A 24,778-nucleotide genomic window follows, 5' to 3' on the forward strand; every position below is an offset into this window, starting at 1 on the left:
TTGCCGCCGCTGCCACCATGGCCGCCACCGGAACCGGTGTCTGCGCCGCCGATGCCGCCCTGGCCACCCTGGCCGCCGCTGCCACCCTGGCCGCCGTCGCCCGCGTGTCCGGACAGGGGTGAGCCTTGGCCCCCGGCGCCGCCCGCGCCGCCGTTGCCGCCTTGGCCGCCGCTTGTGCCGTTGATCGAGGTTGTCGGGGTGATGCCGGACCCGCCGGTTCCGCCCATGCCGCCGATGCCGCCAGCCCCGCCGTTGCCGTACAGCAGCCCCCCATTGCCGCCGGCGCCGCCCGCACCCCCGGCGCCACCGTTGCCGCCCTTGGTGCCCCCGCCGGACACCGAGCCTGTGCTGCCGGTGGTGCCCGTTCCGCCGGCACCGCCCTGCCCGCCGTTGCCGAATAAGAAGGCGTTACCGCCTCTGCCGCCGGGCTGGCCGGGCGCGCCTGACCCGCCGTCGCCGCCATCGCCCCACAGGATGCCGCCGGGGCCGCCGTTCTGCCCGGTCCCGGGCGCCCCACTCGAGCCCTTACCGATCAGCGGGGTCCCCAACAACAGGTTTGTAGGGGCATTGATCACCGCCAGCACGCCATCTTCGAACGTCTGCAACGGCGAGACGCTGGCCGCATCGGCGGCGGCATAGCTAAGCCCGGCCTGCCACAGACCCTGGATGAACTGGGCCTCAAACGCCGCCGCCCGCGCACTCAGCGCCTGATATGCCCGACCCTCTTCGGAGAACAGCAGAGCAATCGCCGCCGACACCTCATCGCCGGCGGCGGCCGCCAGCGAGGTGGTCGAAGCCGAAGCCGCCGCGTTGGCCGCTCTCAGCGATGAGCCAATGCTCGCCACGTCGACCGCTGCGGCCGTCATTATCTCCGGGACCGCAAACACTTGTGTCATCGCCGCCCTCCAACCTGCTCATCACCGGTCATCTGGATACACCTGTAAAAGGTATGAGAACGATGTGAGGAGTGTATGCCTCTTTAGCCGGGTTATTTCGTTTTCCGGACCAGGGATTTTCGCCCCGCGAGCCACGCAGGCGTGAACGCCGTATGAATTGTGCGAAGGTTGCGGCCGCGCTGTAGCGCGGTGAAGCGCTTGCAGTGACACTAGGCGGGTGACTGTGTCCGCTTCCAAGAGCGCCGCCTCGGTGTCCGCGTTCTGTGCCTCGGTGCTGCGGTGGTTGCGCGCCGGTTATCCCGAAGGGGTTCCAGGTCCGGACCGAATGCCGCTGTTGGCCTTGCTGCGCAACACCCCGCTGACCGAGGAGCAGATCAGGCAGGTGGTGCGCGACATCACCGCCGAGGGCTCACCCGCCACCGTCGACGGGGTGATCGAACGTGACGAGATCGCCGAGTTCATTTCCGAGGTGACCCACTACGACGCGGGACCGGAGAACATTGCGCGTGTCGCCGGCGTCCTGGCCGCGGCCGGGTGGCCGCTGGCTGGGATAGACGCCGACGACGCACCTACCTCACAGGGTTGAGATATCGATGACGAACCGGTACCGCACGTCACTGGCGAGCACGCGCTCGTAGGCCTCGTTGACGTAATCGGCTTCGATGACCTCGATTTCGGGCGTCACGTTGTGCTCGGCGCAGAAGTCGAGCATCTCCTGGGTCTCGGCGATCCCGCCGATGTTCGACCCGGACAGGCTGCGTCGCGCCAGCGCCAGCCCGAACGCAGGCACCTCCATCGGGTGCTCGGGAATGCCGAGTTCGACCATGGTGCCGTCGACGTCGAGCAGGTTCAGGTACTGGCCCAGATCGAGGTTCGCCGAGACGGTGTTCAGGATCAGGTCGAAACTGCCGCGCAGTTTCTTGAAGGTGTCCGGATCCGAGGTGGCGTAGTAGTTGCTTGCGCCCAAACGTATTCCGTCTTCCATCTTCTTCAGCGACTGTGACAGCACGCTGACCTGGCACCCCATCGCCGCGCCCAGTTTCACGCCCATATGCCCCAGGCCGCCCAGGCCGATGATCGCCAGCCGGGTGTCCTTTCCGGCCTTCCAGTGCCGCAGCGGCGAGAACAGCGTGATGCCCGCGCACAGCAAAGGTGCGGCGGCGTCCAACGGCAACGATTCGGGGATGCGCACGACGAAGTTCTCGTCGACGACGACCGCCTGGCTGTACCCGCCCTGGGTGGAGGTGCCGTCCTTATCAATCGAGTTGTAGGTGAAGGTCGCGCCGTTCTTGCAGTACTGCTCCAGCCCGGCCACACAGCTGCTGCACTGCCCGCACGAGTTCACCATGCAGCCGACGCCGACGTGGTCGCCGACCTTGTGCTTGGTCACCTCCGAGCCGACCGCGGAAACCACACCGGCGATCTCGTGGCCCGGGACAACGGGATAGTTCGGTACGCCCCATTCGGCTTTGACGGTGTGGATGTCGGAGTGGCAAATGCCGGCGAACTTGATGTCGATGGCCACGTCGTGCGGGCCGGGTTCGCGGCGCTCGATGGTGGTCTTGGTCAGCGGTTCGGTCGCCGACATGGCGGCGTAAGCGTTGACGGTGCTCATTGACGTATCCCTCTTCGGTCGCGTGTACTACAAGAAAGCTTAGCTAAGGTAATGGTTACCGGCCAGCCGCGGGCGGGTGGGCACCGTCACTAGTTGATCGGCGCGCTGATCCAGCCGACATCGGTCAACACGCCGCGGGCGGCGATTAATCCCTCGCCGGTTTGCCAGATCTCGTCGTTGACCACAAAGATCCGGTTGTCGCGGTTGGCGCCCAGTTTGCGCCAGGGGCCGCTATCCAAAACCGTCGCCGCACGCTCGGCGGCGTCGGGGGAGGCGCACGACACATAGATGATGTCGGCGTCGGCTGCCGAGAAGTCCGCATCCTTGGCCAGGTCGGCATCAGTGGCGCCGAACTCGACGAACGGCTTGTCGGTGAACCGCTGCGATGCTGGCCGGTCCACCCCGACCGCCGCCAGCACACTGGCCGGGAAGTTATTGGACCCGTAGACCCGCAGGGTGCTGGTAGTTAGCTGGACCACCGATACCTGAAAGTGGGCCGCGTCGTGCTTGGCTCCCACCTCGGCCGCGCGCTGGGTGAACCCGCTGAGCAGGGCATCGGCGGCGCCGCCGCGGGCCGTCGCACCTCCCACGCCGCGCAGGTTGTCCTGCCAGGCGGCGCCCGGGGCGGCTGTGAACACCGTCGGGGCGATAGCAGCCAGCTGCGGGTAGAGCGACGGGGTGAGTGCTGCCGAGCCCAAAATCAGGTCCGGGCGGGCGGCCGCGATCGCGTTCAGATCCGGGGCGGTGCGAGAGCCAACTCCGGGCACGTCGTGAATTGCCTTACCAAGGTAGGACGGCTGGCCCGACGACCCGTCGGCCAGCGCCGCCCCGACGACCCGCGACTGCAGTCCGAGTGCGCACAGCGCGTCGAGCTGGTCGCCGGAGAGCACCACGATCCGCTGCGGATCGGCGGGCACCTGCGCAACGTCCGGGGTGATACCGGGGGCGTTGCGCGCCGGCCGGGTGGGCGGGCCAGGATCGGGCGCGGCCGGCTCCCGCCCGCACGACTCCTCGGGTTTGCGGTCGTTACCCAGGACGCCGGCGCCGGCGATCTGGGTGGTCGGGGTTACCAACGTCGACGAGGACCCCGTTTTGTCGGAACCGCAGGCGCTGCACGTCAGTACCAGCGCGGCGGCCACGCTGAGAATCAGACCGCCGGATCGCACACGGTCGACGTTAACATCCGGCCAGCTCAAGCCTGGTGAAGCGGGACTGGGCGCCCACCCCTGTTGCTGAAGGCCCCCGCAGGTCCGGCACAATTACGACAGTTTGTAGGACCAGACCTTCCGCCGACCTGATGGCGGGCTAAGATTCGGATAAGTGCGCGCGTTCTGCGCCCCTGTCCGGATGGATGTTTGGAGGAGCTGTTGACAGCCGAAGCGCCCCCCTTGGGAGAACTCGAGGCAGTTCGTCCGTACCCGGCTCGGACGGGCCCGCGAGGGAACCTGGTCTACAAGCTGATCACCACGACCGATCACAAGCTGATCGGCATCATGTACTGCGTCACCTGCTTCGTGTTCTTCTTCGTCGGCGGCCTGCTGGCGTTGCTGATGCGCAGCGAGCTCGCCGCGCCCGGCCTGCAGTTCCTGTCCAATGAGCAGTACAACCAGCTGTTCACCATGCACGGCACGATCATGTTGCTGTTCTACGCGACGCCGATCGTGTTCGGTTTCGCGAACCTGGTCCTGCCGCTGCAGATCGGCGCGCCCGACGTCGCGTTCCCGCGGTTGAACGCATTCTCGTTCTGGCTGTTCCTGTTCGGCGCCACCATCGGTATGGCCGGCTTCATCACTCCCGGCGGCGCCGCCGACTTCGGTTGGACCGCCTACACCCCGCTGACCGACGCGATCCACTCGCCCGGCCCCGGCGGGGACCTGTGGATCATGGGCCTGGTGGTCGCCGGTCTGGGCACCATCCTGGGTGCGGTCAACATGATCACCACCGTGGTGTGCATGCGCGCGCCCGGCATGACGATGTTCCGGATGCCGATCTTCACCTGGAACATCCTGGTGACGTCGATCCTGGTGCTGATCGCCTTCCCGCTGCTGACGGCCGCGCTGTTCGGACTGGCCGCCGACCGGCACCTGGGGGCGCACGTCTATGACCCGGCCAACGGCGGAGTCCTGTTGTGGCAGCACCTGTTCTGGTTCTTCGGCCACCCCGAGGTGTACATCATCGCGCTGCCGTTCTTCGGCATCGTCACCGAAGTGTTCCCGGTGTTCTCCCGCAAGCCGATCTTCGGCTACACGACCCTGGTGTACGCGACGCTGGCGATCGCCGCGTTGTCGGTGGCGGTGTGGGCACACCACATGTTCGCCACCGGGGCCGTTCTGCTGCCGTTCTTCTCGTTCATGACGTACCTCATCGCGGTGCCGACCGGGATCAAGTTCTTCAACTGGATCGGGACAATGTGGAAGGGGCAGTTGACCTTCGAGACGCCGATGCTGTTCTCGGTCGGCTTCCTGCTGACCTTCCTGCTGGGCGGCCTGACCGGTGTGCTGCTGGCCAGCCCGCCGCTGGACTTCCACGTCACCGACAGCTACTTCGTCGTCGCACACTTCCATTACGTGCTCTTCGGCACGATCGTGTTCGCGACCTACGCCGGGATCTACTTCTGGTTCCCCAAGATGACCGGCCGGTTGCTTGACGAACGGCTGGGCAAGCTGCACTTCTGGTTGACGTTCATCGGGTTCCACACCACCTTCCTGGTGCAGCACTGGCTGGGTGACGAGGGAATGCCGCGCCGCTACGCCGACTACCTGCCCAGTGACGGCTTCCAGGGCCTGAACATCGTCTCGACGATCGGGGCGTTCATCCTGGGAGCGTCGATGTTCCCGTTCGTGTGGAACGTCTTCAAGAGCTGGCGCTACGGCGAGGTGGTGACGGTCGACGACCCGTGGGGTTACGGCAACTCGCTGGAATGGGCAACCAGTTGCCCGCCGCCGCGGCACAACTTCACCGAGCTGCCCCGGATCCGTTCGGAGCGCCCGGCGTTCGAACTGCACTACCCGCACATGGTGGAACGGATGCGCGACGAAGCGCACATCGGGCGCCACGCCACAGCGGGCGAGTCGCCGAAGGGATTCGGTCCACGGACTGAGGCGGATCGCGCGACTAGTGAGCAGTAGCGGCAACCTGGGGTGACCTCCTCAGCCAAGGTGTCGGTGCTGATCACTGTCACCGGTGTCGACCGACCAGGTGTGACCTCAGCGCTTTTCGAGGTTCTCTCCAAGCACGGCGTCGAGCTGCTCAACGTCGAGCAGGTGGTGATCCGTGGCCGACTGACCCTGGGCGTATTGGTGTCCTGCGCAGCAGAACTCGCCGAGGGGACCGCGCTGAGCGACGACGTCGAGGCCGCCATCCACGCGATGGGTCTGGACGTCACGGTCGAGCGCAGCGACGACGTGCCGATCATCAGCAAACCCTCGACCCACACCATCGTGGTGCTGGGCCGGCCGATCACTGCGGGCGCGTTCGGCGCGGTGGCCAGGGAGGCGGCCGCGCTCGGGGTCAACATCGACGTCATCCGCGGTGTTTCCGATTACCCGGTGACCGGACTGGAGCTGCGCGTCTCGGTGCCCGCGGACGCATACCGGCCGCTGCAGATCGCGCTGACCAAGGTTGCGGCCGACGAACACGTCGACGTGGCCGTCGAGGACTTCGGGCTGGCGTGGCGCACCAAACGGCTCATCGTGTTCGACGTCGACTCGACGCTTGTCCAGGGCGAGGTCATCGAGATGCTGGCGGCCCGCGCCGGCGCCGAGGGGCAGGTAGCGGCCATCACCGAGGCCGCGATGCGCGGCGAACTGGACTTCGCGGAGTCGCTGGAGCAGCGGGTCGCCACCCTGGCCGGACTGCCCGCGTCGGTGATTGATGAGGTCGCCGAACAGTTGGAGTTGATGCCCGGTGCCCGCACCACGCTACGTACGTTGCAGCGCTTGGGTTTTCGTTGCGGCGTGGTCTCCGGTGGTTTCCGGCGGATCATCGAGCCGCTTGCCGAGGAACTGAAGCTCGATTTCGTCGCCGCCAACGAACTGGAGATCGTCGACGGCAGGCTTACCGGGCGGGTGACCGGACCCATCGTGGACCGGCCCGGCAAAGCCGCCGCGCTGCGGGCCTTCGCCGAGCAGTACGGGGTGCCGATGGAGCAGACCGTTGCGGTCGGTGACGGCGCCAACGACATCGACATGCTGACCGCCGCCGGCATGGGGGTGGCGTTCAACGCCAAACCCGCGTTGCGTGAGGTCGCCGACGCGTCATTGAGCCATCCCTACCTGGACACCGTGCTGTTTCTGCTGGGCGTCACCCGCGGCGAGATCGAGGCCGCCGACGCCGTCGACGGCGTGGTGCGCCGCGTCGAGATCCCGGCTGACTAGAGCGTCTGCTCGCCAGTGGGGCGGTACCTCCCGCTCGCAGGGCATGCGGCACGATGGTCGGGTGGTTGAACACGAGGCCGATCCCGACCTGCTGATCGACTTCCGAAACGTCTCGCTGCGCCGTGGCGGACGCACCCTGGTTGGCCCGCTGGACTGGGCCGTGGAACTCGACGAACGCTGGGTGATCATCGGCCCCAACGGGGCCGGCAAGACGTCGCTGCTGCGCATTGCCGCCGCCTCCGAACACCCGTCCTCGGGTGTCGCCTTCGTACTGGGGGAGCGGCTGGGCCGGGTCGACGTCGCCGAGCTGCGGTCCCGCATTGGGCTGAGCTCCTCGGCGCTCGCGCAGCGGGTGCCCAGCGACGAGCTGGTGCGGGATCTGGTTGTCTCGGCCGGTTATTCGGTGCTGGGCCGGTGGCGCGAGCGCTACGAGGACATCGACTACCGGCGCGCGGTCGACATGCTGGAGAGCCTGGGCGCCGAGCACCTGGCCGACCGCACCTACGGCACCCTGTCCGAGGGTGAACGCAAGCGGGTGCTGATCGCCCGGGCGCTGATGACCGACCCCGAACTGCTGCTGCTCGACGAACCCGCCGCCGGCCTGGATCTCGGTGGCCGCGAGGAACTGGTGGCCCGGCTGGCCGACCTCGCCGCCGACCCCGACGCCCCGGCGCTGGTACTGGTCACCCACCACGTCGAGGAGGTGCCGCCGGGCTTCAGCCATTGCCTGCTGCTGTCAGAGGCCAAGGTGGTGGCCTCGGGTCTGCTGCCCGACGTGCTGACCGCCGAGAACCTTTCGGCGGCGTTCGGGCAGCGGATCGCGCTGGATGTCGTCGACGGCCGCTACTTCGCGCGGCGGGTGCGCAGCCGCGCCGCTCACCGGAGGCAGGCATGAACGGCACCGAAGTACCCCTGACACCACGGCCGGCCGCGACCGTGATGCTGGTGCGCGACACCCCGTCGGGCATCGCGCTGTTCCTGATGCGCCGGCACTCGCAGATGGAGTTCGCGCCGGGGGTGATCGTGTTCCCCGGCGGTGGCGTCGACGACCGGGACCGCAACGCCGATATCGCGTGGGCCGGGCCGCCACCACAGTGGTGGGCGCGGCGGTTCGGCATCGAGACCGACCTGGCCACCGCACTGGTCTGCGCCGCGGCGCGGGAGACCTTCGAGGAGTCCGGGGTGCTGTTCGCCGGGCCCGCTGATGACCCGGAAAGCATTGTCGGCGACGCGTCGGTTTACGCCGACGCGCGCCGGGCGCTCGCCGACCACACCTTGTCCTTTGCGGACTTCCTGCAGACCGAAAGACTGGTGTTGCGCTCCGATCTGCTGCGCCCGTGGGCGAACTGGGTCACCCCAGAAGCCGAGCGCACCCGCCGCTACGACACCTATTTCTTTGTGGGGGCGCTGCCGGAGGGCCAGCGGGCCGACGGTGACAACACCGAATCCGACCGTTCCGGTTGGGCGTTGCCGCAGGATGCCATCGACGATTTCGAGGCCGGGCGCAACGTCCTGCTACCGCCTACGTGGACCCAGCTGGACTCGCTGGTGGGACGCACGGTCGCCGACGTGATGGCCGTCGAGCGCCAGATCGCGCCGGTGCAGCCGATCCTGGAGAAGCGCGGCGACAACTGGGTGTTCGAGTTCTTCGATTCGGACCGCTACCACCGCGCGCGGGAAGCGGGCGGCGCCATGGACTGGCCCCTGTGAAGTGAGTGAGTTCGTCAGCGTCGTCGTCAGCGACGGCACCCAGGACCCCGGGCTGGCCATGCTGCTGCTTTCGCGCTCGCCCACCAACGCGATGACGCGCCAGGTGTACCGCGAAATCGTCTCGGCCGCAGAGGAATTGGGCCGTCGCGAGGACGTCGCCGCGGTGATCCTGTTCGGCGGCCACGAAATCTTCTCGGCCGGGGACGACATGCCCGAGCTGCGAACACTGACCGCCGCGGAAGCGGGGACCGCGGCCCGGGCGCGTCGCGAGGCCATCGACGCGGTGGCCGCGATCCCGAAGCCGACGGTGGCGGCCATCACCGGATATGCGCTGGGGGCGGGATTGACGCTGGCGCTGGCCGCCGACTGGCGCGTCAGCGGCGACAACGTGAAGTTCGGGGCTACCGAGATCCTGGCCGGTCTGATCCCCGGCGGCGGCGGCATGGCCCGGCTTACCCACGCGGTCGGTGCGAGCCGGGCCAAGGAGCTGGTGTTCAGCGGGCGCTTCTTCGACGCCGAGGAGGCGCTCGCACTGGGGTTGATCGACGACATGGTGGCACCGGACGACGTCTACGACGCGGCGGCGAACTGGGCCCGGCGCTTCCTGGACGGACCGGCGCACGCGTTGGCCGCCGCCAAGGCCGCAATAAACGCCTCAGCCGGCGACGGCGCTGACCCCGAGCGGCTCGCCGCCGAGATCCGCCGCTACGTCGACGTCTTCGCCGCCGGTCAAGGCGGTCATGCGGAAGGCGGCCGGCACGGCGGTTAGGCTGCCCTGCATGACGAGGAGTACTGAGATCCCCGCAGACGCGGCTCCCAACCCGCACGCCACCGCCGAGGAAGTCGAAGCGGCCAGGCACGACAGCAAGCTCGCCCAGGTGCTCTATCACGACTGGGAAGCCGAGAATTACGACGAAAAGTGGTCGATCTCCTACGACCAGCGCTGCGTGGACTACGCCCGCGGCCGTTTCGACGCGATCGTGCCCGACAAGGTACTCCGGGAACTGCCCTACGACCGCGCGCTGGAGCTGGGCTGCGGCACGGGCTTCTTCCTGCTCAATTTGATCCAGGCGGGGGTCGCGCGCCGCGGCTCGGTGACCGATCTGTCGCCGGGCATGGTCAAGGTCGCCACCCGCAACGGGCAGTCGCTGGGCCTGGACATCGACGGCCGGGTCGCCGATGCCGAAGGCATCCCATACGAGGACGACACCTTCGACCTGGTGGTAGGGCACGCCGTGCTGCACCACATCCCCGACGTCGAGCTGTCGCTGCGCGAGGTGATCAGGGTCCTCAAGCCCGGCGGCCGGTTCGTCTTCGCCGGTGAGCCGACCAGCGCCGGAAATGTCTACGCACGAGGCCTGTCCACCCTGACCTGGCGGGTCGCCACCAACGTCACCAAGCTGCCCGGCCTGGCGAGCTGGCGCCGGCCGCAGGAGGAGCTCGACGAGTCGTCCCGCGCCGCCGCGCTGGAAGCCGTCGTCGACCTGCACACGTTCACCCCCGGTGATCTGGAGCGGATGGCCACCAACGCCGGCGCGGTGGAGGTGGAAACGGCCAGCGAGGAATTCACCGCCGCCATGTTCGGCTGGCCGGTGCGAACCTTTGAAGCCTCGGTGCCGCCCGGCCGTCTCGGTTGGGGTTGGGCGCGGTTCGCATTCAATGGCTGGAAGGCGCTGAGCTGGGTGGATGCCAACGTCTGGCGCCACGTCGCGCCGAAGGGCTGGTTCTACAACGTGATGGTCACCGGGGTCAAGCCCTCCTGAGTGCTAGCGGGCTACGGTTCAGCGCCGCCGACGTCCGATATCTGCGCTCGGCTCCTGGCGCCGCGGCGCTTGCGGCGGTCGCCGGATTCGAACTGAGCGACGCCACCAGGATCGCCGACGTCGGCCTCGTGCGCGACAGGTTCGGCGACCGGGCCGCGGTCCTGGTGGAGACGACGCTGTTGCGCCGCAAGGCCGCGGACAAATTGGGCGGCCTGGGCGACGTTTCCCGGTGGCTGTTCACCGATGAGGCGCTGCAGCAGGCCACCGCCGGACCGGTGGCGTTGCACCGCGCCGCCCGGCTTGCCGGTCGGGTGGTGCACGACGCGACCTGTTCGATCGGCACCGAGTCGGCCGCTTTGCGGGGCTCGGCGGCGCGGGTGATCGGCAGCGACCTCGACCCCGTCCGGCTGGCGATGGCGCAGCACAACCTGGCCGGCACCGTCGAGCTGTGCCGCGCCGACGCGCTGCATCCGGTGACCCGCGACGCCGTCGTCGTCGCGGACCCGGCCCGGCGCAGTGGCGGCCGCCGCCGCTTCCACCCGGCCGACTACCAGCCCGCGCTCGGCCCGCTGCTGGATTGCTACCGCGGCCGCGATGTGGCCGTGAAATGCTCTCCGGGAATCGATTTCGATCAGCTCAACCGACTGGGATTCGATGCAGAGATCGAGGTGACGTCCTACCGCGGCTCGGTGCGGGAGGCTTGCCTGTGGTCGGCCGGCCTAACTGTGCCAGGGGTGCGACGGCGGGCCAGCGTGCTGGATCAGGACGAGCAGATCACCGACGCCGAGCCAGACGACTGCCCGACGAGGCCCCCCGGACGGTGGATCGTCGACCCCGACGGAGCCGTGGTGCGGGCGGGGCTGGTGCGCCATTACGGCTCCCGCCACGGACTCTGGCAACTGGACCCCGAGATTGCCTACCTGTCCGGTGACCGGCTGCCCGCCGGAGTGCGCGGTTTCGAAGTCCTCGAGCAACTGCCCTTCGACGAGCGGCGTCTGCGGCACGCGCTGGCTGCGCTGGACTGCGGCGCGCTGGAGATCCTGGTGCGCGGTGTGCAAGTCGATCCGGACGTGCTGCGCCGACGACTGCGGTTGCGCGGCGGTGCGTCGCTGTCCGTGGTCATCGCCCGCATCGGCCGCTTCGGGGCCGGCAATCGAGCGGTGGCATACGTCTGCCGTCCGGCGCGGTAACGCCGGGTACGCTGACGGCGATTACCTGATGAGGGGCCACCGCCATTCTTGGTGGGCTGGGTATTGAAGGAAACAAGCAACGATGCGTTATCTGATAGCGGCCGCAGCACTGATGGGTGCGGCCGTCACCGGCTGGCCGGCCTTCTTCACGGCAACCGCCGTGCCGCCGTCGTGCGCCGGCATCGGCGGATCCGTCGAAGCCGGGCAGATCTGCCACATCCACCAGTCCAGCACCACCTACACCCTCGACATCACGTTTCCGGTCGACTACCCCGACCAGCAGGCACTGACCGACTACATCACCCAGAACCGTGACGGGTTCGTCAACGTGGCACAGGGATCAGGACGGCGTGACCAGCCCTACCAGATGGACGCCACCAACGAACAACACACCTCTGGGCAACCACCGCGCACCCGCAGCGTGGTGCTCAAGTTCTTCCAGGACCTCGGCGGGGCTCGCCCATCCAACTGGTACAAGGCCTTCAATTACAACTTGGCCAGCAAGCAGCCCATCACCTTCGACAATCTGTTTGCGCCGAACACCAACCCACTGGACACCATCTATCCGATCGTGCAGCGCGAACTGGAACACCAGAGCGGGCTGGGCGTGGCGATCTCCCCGGGGGCGGGCCACGACCCGACCAACTACCAGAACTTCGCCATCACCGACGATGCGCTGATCTTCTACTTCGCCCAGGGCGAGCTGCTGCCGTCGTTCGCCGGTGCCACTCAGGTCCAGGTGCCGCGCAGCTCGCTCCCGCCGCTGGCCGTGTAGCGCCTACTCCTGATCGAAGGTGTAGATCTGCCCGTCGCCGGTGACGGCAACCACCCGCCGATCTTTGCCGAGTGACACCCCGACCGCGGTTCCGGTGGCCGCCGGAAGCGGATAACTGTTGACGGTATGCCCGTCTTTCGTGTCGAAGACAAGCAAAGACATGCCGGGGCCGCCGTTCTGCGGGGGAAGGGCAACCAGGGCATAACCGACACCGGACCCGGCTAACGTCGCCGACGACAACGGCGTTACGTCGTCGCGTCGCCAGGCCGGATCGGCGTGGTTACCGGCATCCCGGAAAGCCGCCAGACGGGTGTCGGGGCCGCCGCCGGACACCACCAGCCCCTGTGGGGTGACCGCGGGCGGGGTCTGCGCGGTAAAGCCAAGCGGCGCAGACCATTTCACCTTGCCGTCGGTCGCTTGCAGGGCCCACAGCCGTTGATCGCGGCCGTTCACGTAAACCGTGCCCCCGTCGGCGGACAGCACCGGGCTGGCCAGCACACCGGCGGTGACGGCGTCGCTGGTCCACTCCCGGGCCAGTTGTCCGCCGCGGTACTTGAGTCCGACCAGGCCGGCGGCCGGCGCCCCGGGTTGCCACACGCTGACCACCGCGGTCGCGCTGGACTCCGAGAACGCGGGTGCCGCCGCGACCGGGCAACCCGGCCGGGCCGCCGCGCAGTCGGCCAGCCCACGGGTCGCGTCGGCGGGGTCGACACCGTCCACCAGGTCCAGGGCCGTGCCGACCACCGCGCCGCGGTGGGTGTCGAACACCAGCATCTGCCCCAGGTGCGTGCTCACCAGCAGGTGGCCGTCACCCAAGAAACGCGGAGTCGTCGGCATGCCGATGACCGGCTTGCGCCAGCGGGTCCACTGCGTCGTGGGGAAAGAGATGATCGCGCCCGGCTGCCCGACGTAGATGTTGTCGAAGCGGTCGAACAGCGGGCCACCGAAGCCGCCGCCCTGGACCAGGCGGGTGCACCAGCGTTGCCGGCCATTGCCGCTCTCCCACTGCATGAAGGAGCAGCCGGCCGGGGTTTGCGCGTTGAGCGCGAGATAACCGCGGGCACCCAAGGCGGGCCCGGACCCCAGGGTTCCTTTCGTCGAGCGCGTCCACTGCAGCTTGAGCTTGCTGGCGCCCGTGGCCGCGGTGTATCCGCTGTTGGACGCGTCGCCGTACTGCGCCGGCCAGCCCTCTGCCGGCGCCGCATCCACCCAGGAATCCGTGTTGCCGCAAGCACCGATGCCAACCGTGAGCGCAGCCACCGAAACGGCCGCCAGGAGACGTCGCGCGAACACGCTTTCCTCTCTGGTTCGAGTCTTCATCGAGCAGCGATCAAGTACAGGTGAGGGTAACCCGCCGCCCGTAGCTGAACGCCGATTGCCCGCCGGTAGGCTTTTCGCCATGACGAGCATGTGGGGTGCTCCGCTCCATACCCGGTGGCGTGGCGGGCGACTCCGGGACCCGCGCCAGGCCAAGTTCCTGACCTTGGCGTCGCTGAGGTGGGTGCTGCGCAACAAGGCGTACACACCGTGGTACCTGGTGCGGTATTGGCGGTTGCTGAAGTTCAAGCTGCAGAACCCGCACATCATCACCCGCGGCATGGTGTTCCTGGGCAAGGGCGTCGAGATTCACTGCACGCCCGAACTGGCGCAGCTCGAGATCGGGCGCTGGGTGCACATCGGCGACAAGAACACCATCCGCGCCCACGAGGGCTCGCTGCGGTTCGGCGACAAGGTGGTCCTGGGTCGCGACAACGTCATCAACTGCTACCTGGATATCGAACTCGGCGACTCGGCGTTGATGGCCGACTGGTGCTACGTGTGCGACTTCGACCACCGGATGGACGACATCACGCTGCCGATCAAGGATCAGGGCATCGTCAAGTCGCCGGTGCGTATCGGACCCGACACTTGGATCGGAGTGAAGGTTTCGGTGCTGCGCGGCACATCCGTGGGACGGGGTTGTGTGCTGGGCTCGCACGCCGTGGTCCGCGGTGTCGTGCCGGACTATTCGATCGCGGTCGGGGCACCGGCCAAGGTGGTCAAGAACCGCAAGCTGTCCTGGGAGACGTCGGCGGCCCAGCGCGCCGAACTGGCCGCCGCGCTGGCCGACATCGAACGCAAGAAGGCGGCCAACCAAACCCCGTGACCCTGGGCCGCATCCGCTGACCGCCGGCGGCGTGAGGCGGCTAGGAATCCTTCGCCATCTGCTTGACCATGTCAAACTTGACGTCTTTGCCCTCGACGCTGGTCACGGTGACTTTGACGTTGTATTTCACCTCGTTGATCTTCATCTCGCAGGTCAACTCCGCTCCCACCTTGGCCGGCAGGTTGCCCGGGCACTTGACCGAATCGGGCTTGTTGCCATTCACGTCTGTCATCTTCGCTTTGATCTGCGCTGCGACATCGTTCTTGCTCACGCTGTGGGATGAATCAGCGTTGAAGGAGAAGTGGCACCCGCCGGCACCAGCAATCACGCCGGCGGCGGCAACCGGAACAAGCAACGTTCGAATCATGCGGGCCATATCGCCACCTTTCTGGCGTTGAGACCTGAAGTTTGCTGATAATGGCACGCCGCGCGATTTTGCGAAGGCGAAATCCAGAAATCGAAATGGTCGCCGCAGCGACGGCGATTTCAGCCGATGTTGCCGTAGCGGCGTAGCGCCTCGGACCGCTGCGCGGCGTGGTCGACGATCGGCTCGGGATATCCCGGCGGACGGTCGCCCTTGCGCAGATGCGGGTCGTGCGCGTCGCGCAACTGCGGAACCCAACGGCGGATGTAATCGCCTGCGGGGTCGAACTTTTCGCCCTGGGTGAGGGGGTTGAACACCCGGAAATACGGCGCGGCGTCGGTCCCGGAACCCGCGCACCATTGCCAGCCGTGCTGGTTGTTGGCCATGTCGCCGTCGACGAGCTGTTCCAGGAACCAGCGTGCGCCCCACTGCCAGGGCAGGTGAAGGTCTTTGACCAGGAACGAGGCGACGATCATGCGGACCCGGTTGTGCATGAAACCGATTTCGCGCAGCTGTCGCATCCCGGCATCGACGATGGGATAGCCGGTCTCGCCTGCTTTCCAGGCCTGGAAGCGGCGTTCGGCCGCGGCGTCGGTGTCGGTTTCGATGGAGTCGAAGTTGCGGTTGAAGTTCCACCAGTCGCTGGCGGGCCAGTAATGCAGGACTGCGGCATAGAAGTCGCGAAAAGCCAACTCGCGCAGATACGCCGCGTCGCTGCGCTGCCGCAGGTTCAGATCCGAAACCAGGGTCCGCGGATGAATGGTGCCGAACTTCAAGTGCGCCGACATCCGGCTGGTGCCCGACAGGTCCGGCCGGTTGCGGTCTGCGGCGTAGCGCTGCAGGGCGTCGTGGACGAAGGCTTCCCACTCCGAATGGGCCGCTTCCTCACCGGCAGCGAGGTCGAGTGTGGCGCCCGGGTCGGGTATTTCACACCGCTGAACCGACACATCCGCCGGGTCGAGCCAGCGGGCCGTCTCAGCGCCGGACTGTGCCGGAGCCCGCCAGCCGACTTCGCGCCACCGCCTGAAGAACGGGGTGAAGACTTTGTACGGAGTGTCGTCGTCCTTGGTGACCCGGCCCGGTGAGACCAGATACGGCGATCCCGTCGCCACCAGCGGTACCGCACCGAGCATTTCCCGTACCCGCTCGTCGCGGCGCCGCCCAAATGGCGCGAAATCCTCCGAAATGTGAACCGATGACGCACCGATTGCCCTGGCAAGTTGTGGAATTCGTTGTTCGGGACGACCGCGGGTGACCAGCAGGCGACCGTCGAGATCGCTGTTGAGTTGACGCAGCGAGTCGCCGAGAAACTGCAACCGCCGCGCTCCCGACGAGGCTTCGAGCCGCGGATCGAGCACGAAGCAGGCCAGCACGTCCTGGTCGCTCTCTGCCGCGGCGACCAGGGCCGGATGGTCGCGCAGTCGCAGATCACGGCGAAACCACAAGAGCGACGGCATGGTTGACTCCTAGCGGTTCAGACGCCAGATGTGCGTGGACAGCACCGTGGCGAAGGCACACCACAGCGGATACGGCGACAACGCCACCCCGGCCTTAGGATCGGCGTCGGCCGCGCGGCGGGCAAGATCGGCACTGCTCGCCGTGAGCGCCGCGGCGCCAAGCGCCGAGGCGCCCAGCTTGTGAAAGCGGAAGAAGAGCCAACTCCAACCGGCGTTCAGGACCAGGTTGACCGCCAGGGCAATGCTGTAACTGCGCGCCTCGTCCTCGCGCCCCGTGGCGCGCAGGCGGTCGATGGTCACCGCAGAGGTTGCGGCGATGTCGGTGTATAAGGTGGTCCAGACCACGGGGAACACGACCCCGGGCGGCTGGTAGCGCGGCTTACGAATGCGTGCGAACCAGACGGGGTTGTGTCGCGGGCTGGCGATGCTGCCGGTGCCCGCCGCGGTGGCGACCGCCAGGCCGGTGGCGGCCACTGTTGCCTTGTTCATGTTGACTCCCTTCGGTTTTCGGTACGGCTGACGGTGGCGGGCCACCAGATGCGGTCACCGACGAGCGCGAACAGCGAGGGAATCACCAGGGTCCGCACCACGAAGGTGTCGAGCAAGATGCCCAGCCCAACGATGATGCCCAGCTGAGTCATCACGATCAGCGGCAGCACCCCGAGCACGCAGAACACCGCGGCCAGAACGATTCCCGCGCTGGTGATGACGCCCCCGGTCGCGGCCACCGCGCGAATCATGCCGTCCCGCGCCCCGTGGGCGGCCGCCTCCTCGCGCGCCCGGGTGACCAGGAAGATCGTATAGTCGACGCCCAGCGCGGCCAGGAACAGGAAGGCGTACAGCGGGGCCGAGTTGTCCAACGCGGGGAAACCGAATATGCGCATGCTCGCCCAGCCACCGAGGCCCAGGGCGGCCAACGCCCCCAGCATGGTGGCCGCCAATAGCGTCGGCGGCGCCAGTGCGGAGCGCAGCAGCGCATAGAGGACAACCAGGATGACGGCCAGGATCGCCGGGATCAGCAACGAGCGGTCATGGATCGCGGCATCGCGCACGTCGAGTGCCTGTGCGTCTGGTCCACCGATCATGGCGCCCGTCGGTGCCGTTGATTTCCGCAGTGCGGCAACGGTATTGAACGCTTGCGGTGATGACGGCGGGGCTTCGATCACCACTGACCACTTGCTCAGGTCGCCGGCCTGCCCTATCTGCGTTGCCGTGACCACACCCCGGGTGGAGCTGAGGTCCTGTTGCACCTGTGCGGATTGAGCCGTGGGCGCAACCACGACGGTGGGGTTGGCCAGCCCGGCCGGAAAGTGGTCCGCCACAATGTCGAATCCGCTGACCGAGTCGGCCTGCACGCGGAACTGCTCGGTCTGGGCAAGTCCGATACGGACCCCCAAAAGACCGGTGGCGAGCACCACCAGCAGACTGATCGTGACCGAGGCGACCACCACCGGCCGGCGGGCAACCCGCTGCCCGATTGCATACCATACTCCGCTGTCCAGCTTCTCGGTGTCGCCCGACCGCGGCACGAAGGGCCAGAACAACCGCCGGCCGCACAGCGCGAGCAGTGGCGGCAGCAGCACCAGCACCGACACCGCGGCAACCAGCAGCCCACAGGCCGCCAACGCGCCGAGGCTTCGGGTGCTCGGCGTGGCTGCGAAGATGAGGGTGAGCAGCGCCAGCACCACCGTGGCGTTGCTGGCAACGATCGCCGGGCCCGCCATGCGCACCGCGCGCCGCAGGGCGGCACGGTGGTCGTCGTGACGCCGAAGTTCTTGGCGGTAGCGCGAAATCAGCAACAGCGCGTAGTTGGTGCCGGCGCCGAACACCAACACACTGGTGATGCCCGCAGTGGACCCGTCGAAGCTCAGGCCGGTGAGCGATGCCACCGCGGTGCCCACCGAACTGGCGACCCGATCGGCGAACCCGATCACCAGCAGCGGCACCAACCACAGCACGGGGGACCGGTAGGTGGCGATCAGCAATAGGGCGACCACTGAGGCCGTCGCCACCAACAGGGTGATGTTGGCGTTGGTGAACGCGTTGGCTATGTCGGCGCCGAATGCCGGGCCGCCGGTGACATGGGCTTCCATCCCGGGCGGTAGGCCGTCGTTGGCGGCGGCACGCAGGTCTGACACGGCATCCGTGAGCTTCAGGCCGGACAGGCTGGCCTTGATCGGCACCACCGCGGTCGCCGCCTTGCCGTCGGCCGATACCGAGGCGGGCACCGCTGGGGCAGCGGTCTGCGCTACCGCAAGCATCCGGTCGCGCGCCGCTTCGGCGGCACGGCCCAGCGCCCCGGCGTCGACGCCACTCTGGCTGCTCACCACCACGATCAGTGGTACCCGGTCGCCGCCGGGGAACTGCGCGGACAACTTCTCGACCTTCGCGGAATCAGATTCGGTGGGCACCGCAAGCGGAGCTTCGGTTGCAGCGGCGTTCCCGCCGATCAACACCATGAAACCGCTCGCCAGCAGAAAAACAACCAGTGCCAAAAGCCATGAACGTCGCCCCGTCAGCGTCGCGGCGAATCCCTCCCACGCCACCACTCAAGCATTTCAGTCATTTAAAGATTAATCAACTGAAATGAAGCGCCGATCAAGTTATGCTGATCACGCAATGAGTCCCGACGAGCAGGCCCACGGCCGCGACGCGCTGGAATCGCTGATTTCGGCGGATCTGCGGGAGATGTCGACCGAGTCCGACCAGATCGGCCGGCTGTTCGCGCTGTCACAAGACGTGCGGCCCACCGACTTTCGTGCCCTACTCCACATCATGGTTGCCGAAACGGCCGGCCGTCCGATGACCTCGGGTGACCTCAGCCAGCGCATGGGCTTGTCCGGGGCCGCCATTACCTACCTGGTGGACCGACTGATCGAGTCCGGTCATATTCGTCGTGACTCTCATCCCGAAGACCGCCGCAAGGTCATCCTGCGCCACTCCGAGCCCGGTCTGGCGACCGCGCGTTCCTTCTTCACCCCGCTGGGCCAACACACCCGTGCGGCGCTGCACGATCTGCCCGATGCCGACCTCGAAGCGGGGCACCGCGTCTTCAGCGCCCTGATTGACGCGATGCGCCGGTTTCAAACCGAGCTGGGACCGACTGCATCCTGAGGTCGGCACGAAAAGCATCGATCATGACTAGCCTTTTGCCGCCTCGGGTTTGAGTGCCTTGAGTAGGCCTTCCGGGTCGGCAACGGTGACCGTGAGCGCGGAGTGGTCTTTGAGCCCGATCACTCGGCGAATGGGCGGCTCGAAGTGGATGCATACGCCGGCCTGAGCGTTGGTGCCGAACGTGAGTCCGTCGTCGACGAACGACAGCCGCGGGCCGACCGCGGTCCACCAGCGAAAGGGTCCTGTTATGTGCGCGTCGGCCACCTGGGAGAGCTGAGCTTCCGCGCGCAGGGGGCCATACCTGGCAATCAAGCGACCATCGGCGGTGATTGTCACCCCCTGGTTGCCGCCCCAACGGAAGGGCAACCACAGCGGCGCCAGCCGTCGTTCATAGCGATAGGGAAAGTGGCGGGTTGAGTTGGTCACAACATGTTTCTAACGCACGAGACGTTGCAGCACCTGCCGGCGCCCGGCCAATGCATCCTCGATGAGCTGCAGAGCTTCTGGAACCGATTGCACTAAAGGCAATCCGTGGTCGCTGACGATGCGCAGCACCGGGCGCATTGCCGATCCCACGACGACAGTGCAGTAAAACCCCGCCGCGCGATGCTCGTGGTTGAGCGCGAGGAGCGCCTGGAAACCTTCCATACCCATGAACTCCAGATGACTCAGATCCAGAATCATGGGTGCTTTGACTCTGCCGAAACGGCGGATCTCCGCCGCCACTCGGTCGGCATTGCAGCCGTCAATCTCGCCGTCCACCCGCAGCACGGTGGCAAGGCTGCGTGCGTAGATGAAGATCTGAGCTCTGCCGCAGTCGATGGCGTAGCGGTAGCGGGGCTCGGTTTGCCCAGAGGAATTAACAGCATCCATGTGAGGTGCCCGTCTATTTTGTGATGCGTTTGGCAGCAGCTGTTAACTCAACTGCTCTTAGCTTAGCCCGTTCGCGGGCCGACCGGTGCGCTTCTTCGCTTGCTGGATAGTCCACGCGAATGCGACTGAATTACCGAGTTAGACAAGGGAATACGGCGCAGAGACAGCTGGCGGGCGGGGCACTCAAGTGCCGCCCGGATCGCGGTGGGCCCGAGGCCATCGCGCTCGCCGTGTCTGCGCCAGGCCAACTGTAACTTAAATCTATTAACCGTTCAATAAATTAACAATATCGCCAGGATCGCGTAGCGTGGTCAGTATGGCTGTGCGTCCAGCCGTCCAACTGCCTATTCGGCGCAGTTCTGGGTAGTACAACACGATGGCATCGAATGGGGTGAGGCAGCGGTGGTGACCAAGCTGGTGAGTTGGAGCCGCCGGGTCGTGGCCGCGGCGGGAACGGTCGTCGGTTATCGCGGCGGAACCGAGGAACCTGCCTACCGCACTGAAAGCCTGACGCGAGCCGTGGAAATCCGCCGCTATGACGCGCGGAGTGCGGCGGAAACCACGGTGGCGGCCGCCGAGCAGTCCGCACGCGAAGTCGGCTTCCGTCGACTTGCCCGCTACATCTTCGGCGCCAACGGGTCCCGTCAGAAGATCGCGATGACGGCTCCGGTCGCACAGCAGTCAGCCCGCGACAATTGGGTGATCCGTTTCTTCATGCCTGCCGACAAAACGTTGGAAATGTTACCCGAACCCGACGACGGTGAGATCAGGTTGGTCGCCGTGCCGCCGCAGACGATTGCCGTCCGGCGATTTGCCGGCAACGCCGGACCCCACGAGGTTGCCAGGCAGACCGACAAGCTGGTGCAGACACTGAAAGAGTTCGGATTCGAGATGACCGATACGCCGGCCGCCTGGTTCTACGATCCCCCGTGGACCCTTCCGCCGTTGCGCCGCAATGAAATCGCCGTTCCCGTCGCACCCGCCAACCAGAACTCATGACGACCGAACGACGCGAGATGGCGGCCCGCAAACGTCGGCACATCGACGTGTGCCGGTACGACGACGTCGACTATCGAAGCGTTACCACCGGGTTGGACCGATACCGGCTGCCGTTCAACGCGCTGACTCAAACCAACCTGGACGACATTGACCTGTCCGTCGAGTTCCTCGGCGCGCGGCTACAAGCGCCTGTGCTGGTAGGGGCCATGACCGGGGGTGCGGAGCTGTCCGGCACCATCAACCGCAACCTGGCCGCCGCGGCGCAAACCCTGGGTATCGGAATGATGCTGGGATCGCAGCGTGTCATGCTCGACAGTGCGTTGGGTGAGCGGGCGGCCGCCAGCTTTGCCGTGCGAGATCTGGCGCCCGACGTGCTGCTGTTCGGCAACATCGGGCTGAGTCAGTTCACCAAGGACGCGCTGCCCGACATCGTCCAGGCTCTCGACCGCGTCGGCGCGAATGCCCTTGCAGTGCATACCAACCCGTTGCAAGAGGCTATGCAGCACAACGGCGACACGAATTTCGCCGGTTCGCTGGACCGGTTGCACGACGTGACCGCGCTGTTGGATTACCCGGTCTTGCTCAAGGAGGTTGGACACGGGATCGGTGCGCGAGCCGTCGGCGAACTGCTGCGGTTCACCGACGAACCGCCCGTCGCCGCGATCGACGTGGCCGGGGCCGGCGGCACATCGTGGTCACGCGTCGAGCAGTTGGTGCGTTACGGCGAGGTGCGCTACCCCGACCTGGCTGACTGGGGGATCCCCACTGCGCAGGCTCTACAGGAGGCGCGTGCGGCGCTCCCTAGACTCCCGCTGGTCGCCTCCGGCGGAATCCGGACCGGCATGGATGCGGCCAAGGCGCTGGCGCTGGGCGCAGATGTGGTTGCGGTGGCCCGGCCGCTGCTGGCGCCCGGGATCGAGTCCGCCGCTGCGGCCGCGGCGTGGCTGCAGAACTTCATCGATGAACTTCGGATCTGCCTGCACGGTTGCGGTGCCGCCGATCTGGCCGCGCTGCGCAATCTGGGCGTGGCACCAATCACGTAGGTACGCGCGGATGGCGGTAATTCTGGCTTACGGATCGCCGGCACTGGGGCACCTGCTCCCGCTCGGCGCATTATTGGTCGAGCTGATGCAACGCGGTAACGAGGTCCATTTGCGGACAATGGCCGGCCAGGTCCCCGGCATGCGGGCCGTCGGTGTGCACGCCGAGGCGATCGATCCGCGGATCGAGGCGATCGACGGACAGGACTGGTTGGCGCGCAACGCCTTCGGTGTCTTGGAGCGGTCGATAGACGTGCTCTGCAGGCGCGCTGTCCTCGAGGTCGAAGACCTGCGGCGGGCGATCGCACGCGTTCAGCCGGATGTGGTCATCGTCGATGCGAACTGCTGGGGGGCGATCTCGGCGGCCGAGGCGGACAACCGGCCGTGGCTGGTGTTCTCGCCGTTCACCCCTTACCTGCGCTCGCGGAACGCACCGCCCTTCGGCCCGGGTCTGCGGCCGCTGCCAGGTATCACGGGTGCGGTGCGCGACGCGGTGATGCGCCCGTTCGTGAGCCATCTGTTCGATCGGCCGATGGCGCCCCGGATCAACGCCGTTCGTGCCGACCTGGGCGTCTCACCGATCGATTCCGTGGACGCGCTGATGCGGCGGGCTCCGCTGTTGCTGGCGGTGGGCGGTGAGCCGTTCGAATATCCGCACCCGGACTGGGGAGACCTGGTGCAGTTCATCGGGGCGTGTGTGTTTGAGCCGACCGCCGATGCGGCGCCGCGCTGGCTGGATGCGATCGAGGGCCCCGTGGTGTTGGTCAACACCTCGTCCATCCCGCAGGCCGATGCGAACCTGGGCAGCGTCGCATTGCGTGCGCTGGCCGACGAGCCGGTGCACGTGGTGGCGACCTTTCCGGCCGGCGTCCCGACCGGACTACCGCAACCGTCCAATGCCAGCGTCTGCCGGTTTGTGCCGCACGGCCCGGTGCTGGACCGTGCCGTCTGCGTTGTCACGCACGGGGGCATGGGGACCACGGTGAAGGCGCTCGATCGCGGCATTCCGGTCTGCGTAGTGCCCTTTGCCCGCGATCAGGCCGAGGTCGCCCGGCGAGTGCAAGTAGCCGGTTGCGGCACCCGCTTGCCTGCCAAGCGCCTCACACCGGCGCGCCTGCGGGACGCGGTCCTGCGGGCGGCCCGAATGGCCGACGGGGCAAGACGGGTCGCGACGGGCTTCGCCGCCACCGGTGGCGTGGCGCGTGGTGCGGAACTGATCGAACAGCGATTGCTGTCAACGAGCGCTGGACCGAGCCGTTCCCTGCCGCCGGCGCGGGGTCGGAGCGCTTCGCCCAAGCTGTGGTGACTCCTCGGGGGCGTGCAGTTCGTCCTCGAACGTCGACATCGCCGTGAGCATGGCGAGGAAAACCCGATGGGCTGCAACGAGATCGGCATCGGTCAGCTCGGACATCGCCGAACTCATGTGGCTGCCCAACGGCCGGAAGAAGTCGTGGGCCAGCGACATGCCGCGACTCTCGTAGCGCAGCAGCCACTTACGCCGGTCTTCCGGGTCGGGCTCGCGCCGGATGTGTCCGGACTCGATCATCCGATCGACAAGGTAAGTGATCGCCGGGGGAGAGACGTCCATTCGTTCGCGTAGCTGAGCCAGAGTCAACGGTTTGCCGGCGGTCTCGGCCACCATGATGTGCAGCAGGGCATGAAAGTCGTTGCTGCTCACGTTGTTGAGCCGGGCGAAGTGGCGCCCGACGCGGTCGGACTGCGCGGTGATCGCGCGGATATCGGCCGAGAGCTGTCTTTCGAGCTCGGCTCGGCCAGGCGAGGTCTCGGTTGTTCGCCGCTTATTCACCTATGCGCATCCTTCATCAGACACACAGGATACGGCGTGCCGGGTCGTTTCCTGCCGCCGGCGGAACGTGGCTACCCCTGGGAACTATGACTTCACCGGGTCGTGACCCCAGTTCATCAGCGAATAGCGCCACGCCGACTCGTCGATATCGCCGCTGGGTCGTTGCTTGAGATGCCGTTTCGCGTAGCCAACGACCTTGCGCATGTGCGCGTAATCGTCGTCGTCAAGATCGGCGCGTTTGGTGCCCAGAATCGTCACGATGCGCCGGCCGCTGGCATGACCGGTGGATTCCTTGCCTCCGCGCTTTTGACCGACACTTTGCGATTGCTCTGTCTTGAGCCATTTCTCGAGTTCGCGGGCGGTCATGTTGACGGTTTGTCTGAACTCTTTCCAGGTGGTGTCGCGATCCTTGGTGGCCATGTCTGACCTACTTGTCGGAACGCTTGAGCGCGCTCGGCTTGTGGACGGCGTCCTTGCCCGTCTTGTCACTGCGCACTTGGTATTGCGGTTCGTCCTTGGATGCCCGCACCGTGCGGCCCGCTGCCTCGGTGTCCGAGGTGATCTTGCGCTCGACCTTGCCTCGCACCGTATTGCCGTGGCTCTGCCACTCGACACTGTCGCCCTTGCTGAAATTCTTCTCGGTCACCGTGCGT

General features: G+C 66.9%; 27 protein-coding genes. 14 read left to right on the plus strand and 13 right to left on the minus strand.

Annotated elements, in window-relative coordinates; genetic code table 11:
* Positions 1-896 (minus strand): PE family protein (locus tag BN972_RS06655; RefSeq protein WP_148305387.1); only part of this gene is annotated, 896 nt, incomplete at its 3' end.
* 250 nt (positions 897-1,146) lie between these two features.
* On the opposite strand from BN972_RS06655, the gene BN972_RS06660 reads away from it, so the two are divergent.
* A complete protein-coding gene (locus BN972_RS06660; protein WP_036356787.1) occupies positions 1,147-1,482 on the plus strand; it encodes a DUF3349 domain-containing protein in 336 nt (111 codons plus the stop codon).
* Here the strand turns inward: BN972_RS06660 and BN972_RS06665 are convergent.
* Together BN972_RS06665 and BN972_RS06670 are read right to left on the minus strand one after the other, a co-directional pair.
* Positions 1,471-2,511, minus strand: coding sequence for an NAD(P)-dependent alcohol dehydrogenase (locus BN972_RS06665; protein WP_036354274.1), 1,041 nt, complete (start codon positions 2,509-2,511; stop codon positions 1,471-1,473). The two genes, BN972_RS06660 and BN972_RS06665, sit on opposite strands and share 12 nt — an antisense overlap.
* Before the next feature lie 89 nt (positions 2,512-2,600).
* Complete coding sequence (locus tag BN972_RS06670; protein ID WP_036354277.1) at positions 2,601-3,677, minus strand: iron-siderophore ABC transporter substrate-binding protein; 1,077 nt, start codon at positions 3,675-3,677, stop codon at positions 2,601-2,603.
* Between the two features lie 201 nt (positions 3,678-3,878).
* Between BN972_RS06670 and ctaD the strand changes: the two genes are divergently transcribed.
* The 8 genes from ctaD to BN972_RS06710 all read left to right on the plus strand — a co-directional run bounded on the left by ctaD (position 3,879) and on the right by BN972_RS06710 (position 12,325).
* Entirely contained in the window at positions 3,879-5,639 is a 1,761-nt protein-coding gene (gene ctaD / locus BN972_RS06675; protein WP_036356792.1) for an aa3-type cytochrome oxidase subunit I, read from the plus strand.
* Positions 5,640-5,651: 12 nt separating this feature from the next.
* Entirely contained in the window at positions 5,652-6,887 is a 1,236-nt protein-coding gene (serB, locus tag BN972_RS06680) for a phosphoserine phosphatase SerB (RefSeq protein ID WP_036354280.1), read from the plus strand.
* A 43-nt stretch (positions 6,888-6,930) separates the two neighbouring features.
* Positions 6,931-7,782 carry an ABC transporter ATP-binding protein gene (locus tag BN972_RS06685; protein ID WP_080696717.1) on the plus strand — a complete coding sequence of 284 codons (852 nt, stop codon included), beginning with the start codon at positions 6,931-6,933 and terminating at the stop codon, positions 7,780-7,782.
* A complete protein-coding gene (locus tag BN972_RS06690; protein WP_036354282.1) occupies positions 7,779-8,597 on the plus strand; it encodes an NUDIX hydrolase in 819 nt (272 codons plus the stop codon). The genes BN972_RS06685 and BN972_RS06690 overlap by 4 nt, the downstream gene beginning before the upstream one ends.
* A gap of 1 nt (position 8,598) precedes the next feature.
* The gene (locus BN972_RS06695; protein ID WP_036354285.1) at positions 8,599-9,366 is read left to right on the plus strand and encodes an enoyl-CoA hydratase; all 768 of its coding nucleotides are present in this window, start codon (positions 8,599-8,601) and stop codon (positions 9,364-9,366) included.
* A gap of 10 nt (positions 9,367-9,376) precedes the next feature.
* The gene (locus tag BN972_RS06700; protein WP_036356799.1) at positions 9,377-10,360 is read left to right on the plus strand and encodes a class I SAM-dependent methyltransferase; all 984 of its coding nucleotides are present in this window, start codon (positions 9,377-9,379) and stop codon (positions 10,358-10,360) included.
* Positions 10,318-11,550, plus strand: a complete 1,233-nt coding sequence (locus BN972_RS06705) for a THUMP-like domain-containing protein (protein WP_080696798.1) — start codon at positions 10,318-10,320, stop codon at positions 11,548-11,550. The genes BN972_RS06700 and BN972_RS06705 overlap by 43 nt, the downstream gene beginning before the upstream one ends.
* 82 nt (positions 11,551-11,632) lie before the next feature.
* Positions 11,633-12,325, plus strand: a complete 693-nt coding sequence (locus BN972_RS06710) for an esterase (RefSeq protein WP_036354292.1) — start codon at positions 11,633-11,635, stop codon at positions 12,323-12,325.
* Positions 12,326-12,328: 3 nt separating this feature from the next.
* Here the strand turns inward: BN972_RS06710 and BN972_RS06715 are convergent, their stop codons facing one another.
* Positions 12,329-13,645 carry an outer membrane protein assembly factor BamB family protein gene (locus tag BN972_RS06715; protein WP_051545103.1) on the minus strand — a complete coding sequence of 439 codons (1,317 nt, stop codon included), beginning with the start codon at positions 13,643-13,645 and terminating at the stop codon, positions 12,329-12,331.
* A gap of 79 nt (positions 13,646-13,724) precedes the next feature.
* On the opposite strand from BN972_RS06715, the gene BN972_RS06720 reads away from it, so the two are divergent.
* Complete coding sequence (locus BN972_RS06720) at positions 13,725-14,471, plus strand: acyltransferase (RefSeq protein ID WP_036354295.1); 747 nt, start codon at positions 13,725-13,727, stop codon at positions 14,469-14,471.
* 40 nt (positions 14,472-14,511) lie between these two features.
* Here the strand turns inward: BN972_RS06720 and BN972_RS06725 are convergent, their stop codons facing one another.
* The 4 genes from BN972_RS06725 to BN972_RS06740 form a co-directional block, all read right to left on the minus strand.
* A complete protein-coding gene (locus BN972_RS06725) occupies positions 14,512-14,847 on the minus strand; it encodes a DUF4333 domain-containing protein (protein WP_051545104.1) in 336 nt (111 codons plus the stop codon).
* Positions 14,848-14,957: 110 nt separating this feature from the next.
* Positions 14,958-16,292, minus strand: coding sequence for a cryptochrome/photolyase family protein (locus BN972_RS06730; RefSeq protein WP_036354297.1), 1,335 nt, complete (start codon positions 16,290-16,292; stop codon positions 14,958-14,960).
* 9 nt (positions 16,293-16,301) lie between these two features.
* Positions 16,302-16,781 carry a TspO/MBR family protein gene (locus BN972_RS06735; RefSeq protein ID WP_036354300.1) on the minus strand — a complete coding sequence of 160 codons (480 nt, stop codon included), beginning with the start codon at positions 16,779-16,781 and terminating at the stop codon, positions 16,302-16,304.
* Complete coding sequence (locus BN972_RS06740) at positions 16,778-18,838, minus strand: MMPL family transporter (RefSeq protein ID WP_036356806.1); 2,061 nt, start codon at positions 18,836-18,838, stop codon at positions 16,778-16,780. The genes BN972_RS06735 and BN972_RS06740 overlap by 4 nt, the downstream gene beginning before the upstream one ends.
* Positions 18,839-18,911: 73 nt before the next feature.
* Here BN972_RS06740 and BN972_RS06745 point away from each other — a divergent pair, with 73 nt between their 5' ends.
* The gene (locus tag BN972_RS06745; protein ID WP_036354303.1) at positions 18,912-19,406 is read left to right on the plus strand and encodes a MarR family winged helix-turn-helix transcriptional regulator; all 495 of its coding nucleotides are present in this window, start codon (positions 18,912-18,914) and stop codon (positions 19,404-19,406) included.
* A 27-nt stretch (positions 19,407-19,433) separates the two neighbouring features.
* Here the strand turns inward: BN972_RS06745 and BN972_RS06750 are convergent, their stop codons facing one another.
* The gene (locus BN972_RS06750) at positions 19,434-19,832 is read right to left on the minus strand and encodes a hypothetical protein (protein ID WP_036354306.1); all 399 of its coding nucleotides are present in this window, start codon (positions 19,830-19,832) and stop codon (positions 19,434-19,436) included.
* A gap of 9 nt (positions 19,833-19,841) precedes the next feature.
* Positions 19,842-20,279 (minus strand): STAS domain-containing protein, encoded by a 438-nt coding sequence (locus BN972_RS06755; protein ID WP_080696718.1) that lies wholly within the window; start codon positions 20,277-20,279, stop codon positions 19,842-19,844.
* 405 nt (positions 20,280-20,684) lie between these two features.
* Between BN972_RS06755 and BN972_RS06760 the strand changes: the two genes are divergently transcribed.
* The 3 genes from BN972_RS06760 to BN972_RS06770 are packed head-to-tail and all read left to right on the plus strand — an operon-like array spanning position 20,685 to position 23,624.
* Positions 20,685-21,278: an SOUL family heme-binding protein gene (locus tag BN972_RS06760; RefSeq protein ID WP_315968785.1), complete on the plus strand. Its 594-nt coding sequence runs from the start codon at positions 20,685-20,687 to the stop codon at positions 21,276-21,278.
* Complete coding sequence (fni, locus tag BN972_RS06765) at positions 21,275-22,321, plus strand: type 2 isopentenyl-diphosphate Delta-isomerase (RefSeq protein ID WP_036354311.1); 1,047 nt, start codon at positions 21,275-21,277, stop codon at positions 22,319-22,321. The genes BN972_RS06760 and fni overlap by 4 nt, the downstream gene beginning before the upstream one ends.
* A 10-nt stretch (positions 22,322-22,331) precedes the next feature.
* Positions 22,332-23,624, plus strand: a complete 1,293-nt coding sequence (locus tag BN972_RS06770; RefSeq protein ID WP_036354314.1) for a glycosyltransferase — start codon at positions 22,332-22,334, stop codon at positions 23,622-23,624.
* On the opposite strand, the gene BN972_RS06775 is transcribed toward BN972_RS06770, so the two are convergent.
* The 3 genes from BN972_RS06775 to BN972_RS06785 form a co-directional block, all read right to left on the minus strand.
* Positions 23,553-24,125, minus strand: coding sequence for a MarR family winged helix-turn-helix transcriptional regulator (locus BN972_RS06775; RefSeq protein WP_036354318.1), 573 nt, complete (start codon positions 24,123-24,125; stop codon positions 23,553-23,555). The genes BN972_RS06770 and BN972_RS06775 overlap by 72 nt on opposite strands.
* Before the next feature lie 84 nt (positions 24,126-24,209).
* Entirely contained in the window at positions 24,210-24,545 is a 336-nt protein-coding gene (locus BN972_RS06780) for a DUF3140 domain-containing protein (RefSeq protein ID WP_036354321.1), read from the minus strand.
* A 7-nt stretch (positions 24,546-24,552) separates the two neighbouring features.
* The gene (locus tag BN972_RS06785; protein ID WP_036354324.1) at positions 24,553-24,771 is read right to left on the minus strand and encodes a hypervirulence associated TUDOR domain-containing protein; all 219 of its coding nucleotides are present in this window, start codon (positions 24,769-24,771) and stop codon (positions 24,553-24,555) included.
* Positions 24,772-24,778: the final 7 nt, after the last annotated feature.

Source organism: Mycobacterium asiaticum DSM 44297, from assembly GCF_000613245.1.
Lineage (GTDB): Bacteria > Actinomycetota > Actinomycetes > Mycobacteriales > Mycobacteriaceae > Mycobacterium > Mycobacterium asiaticum.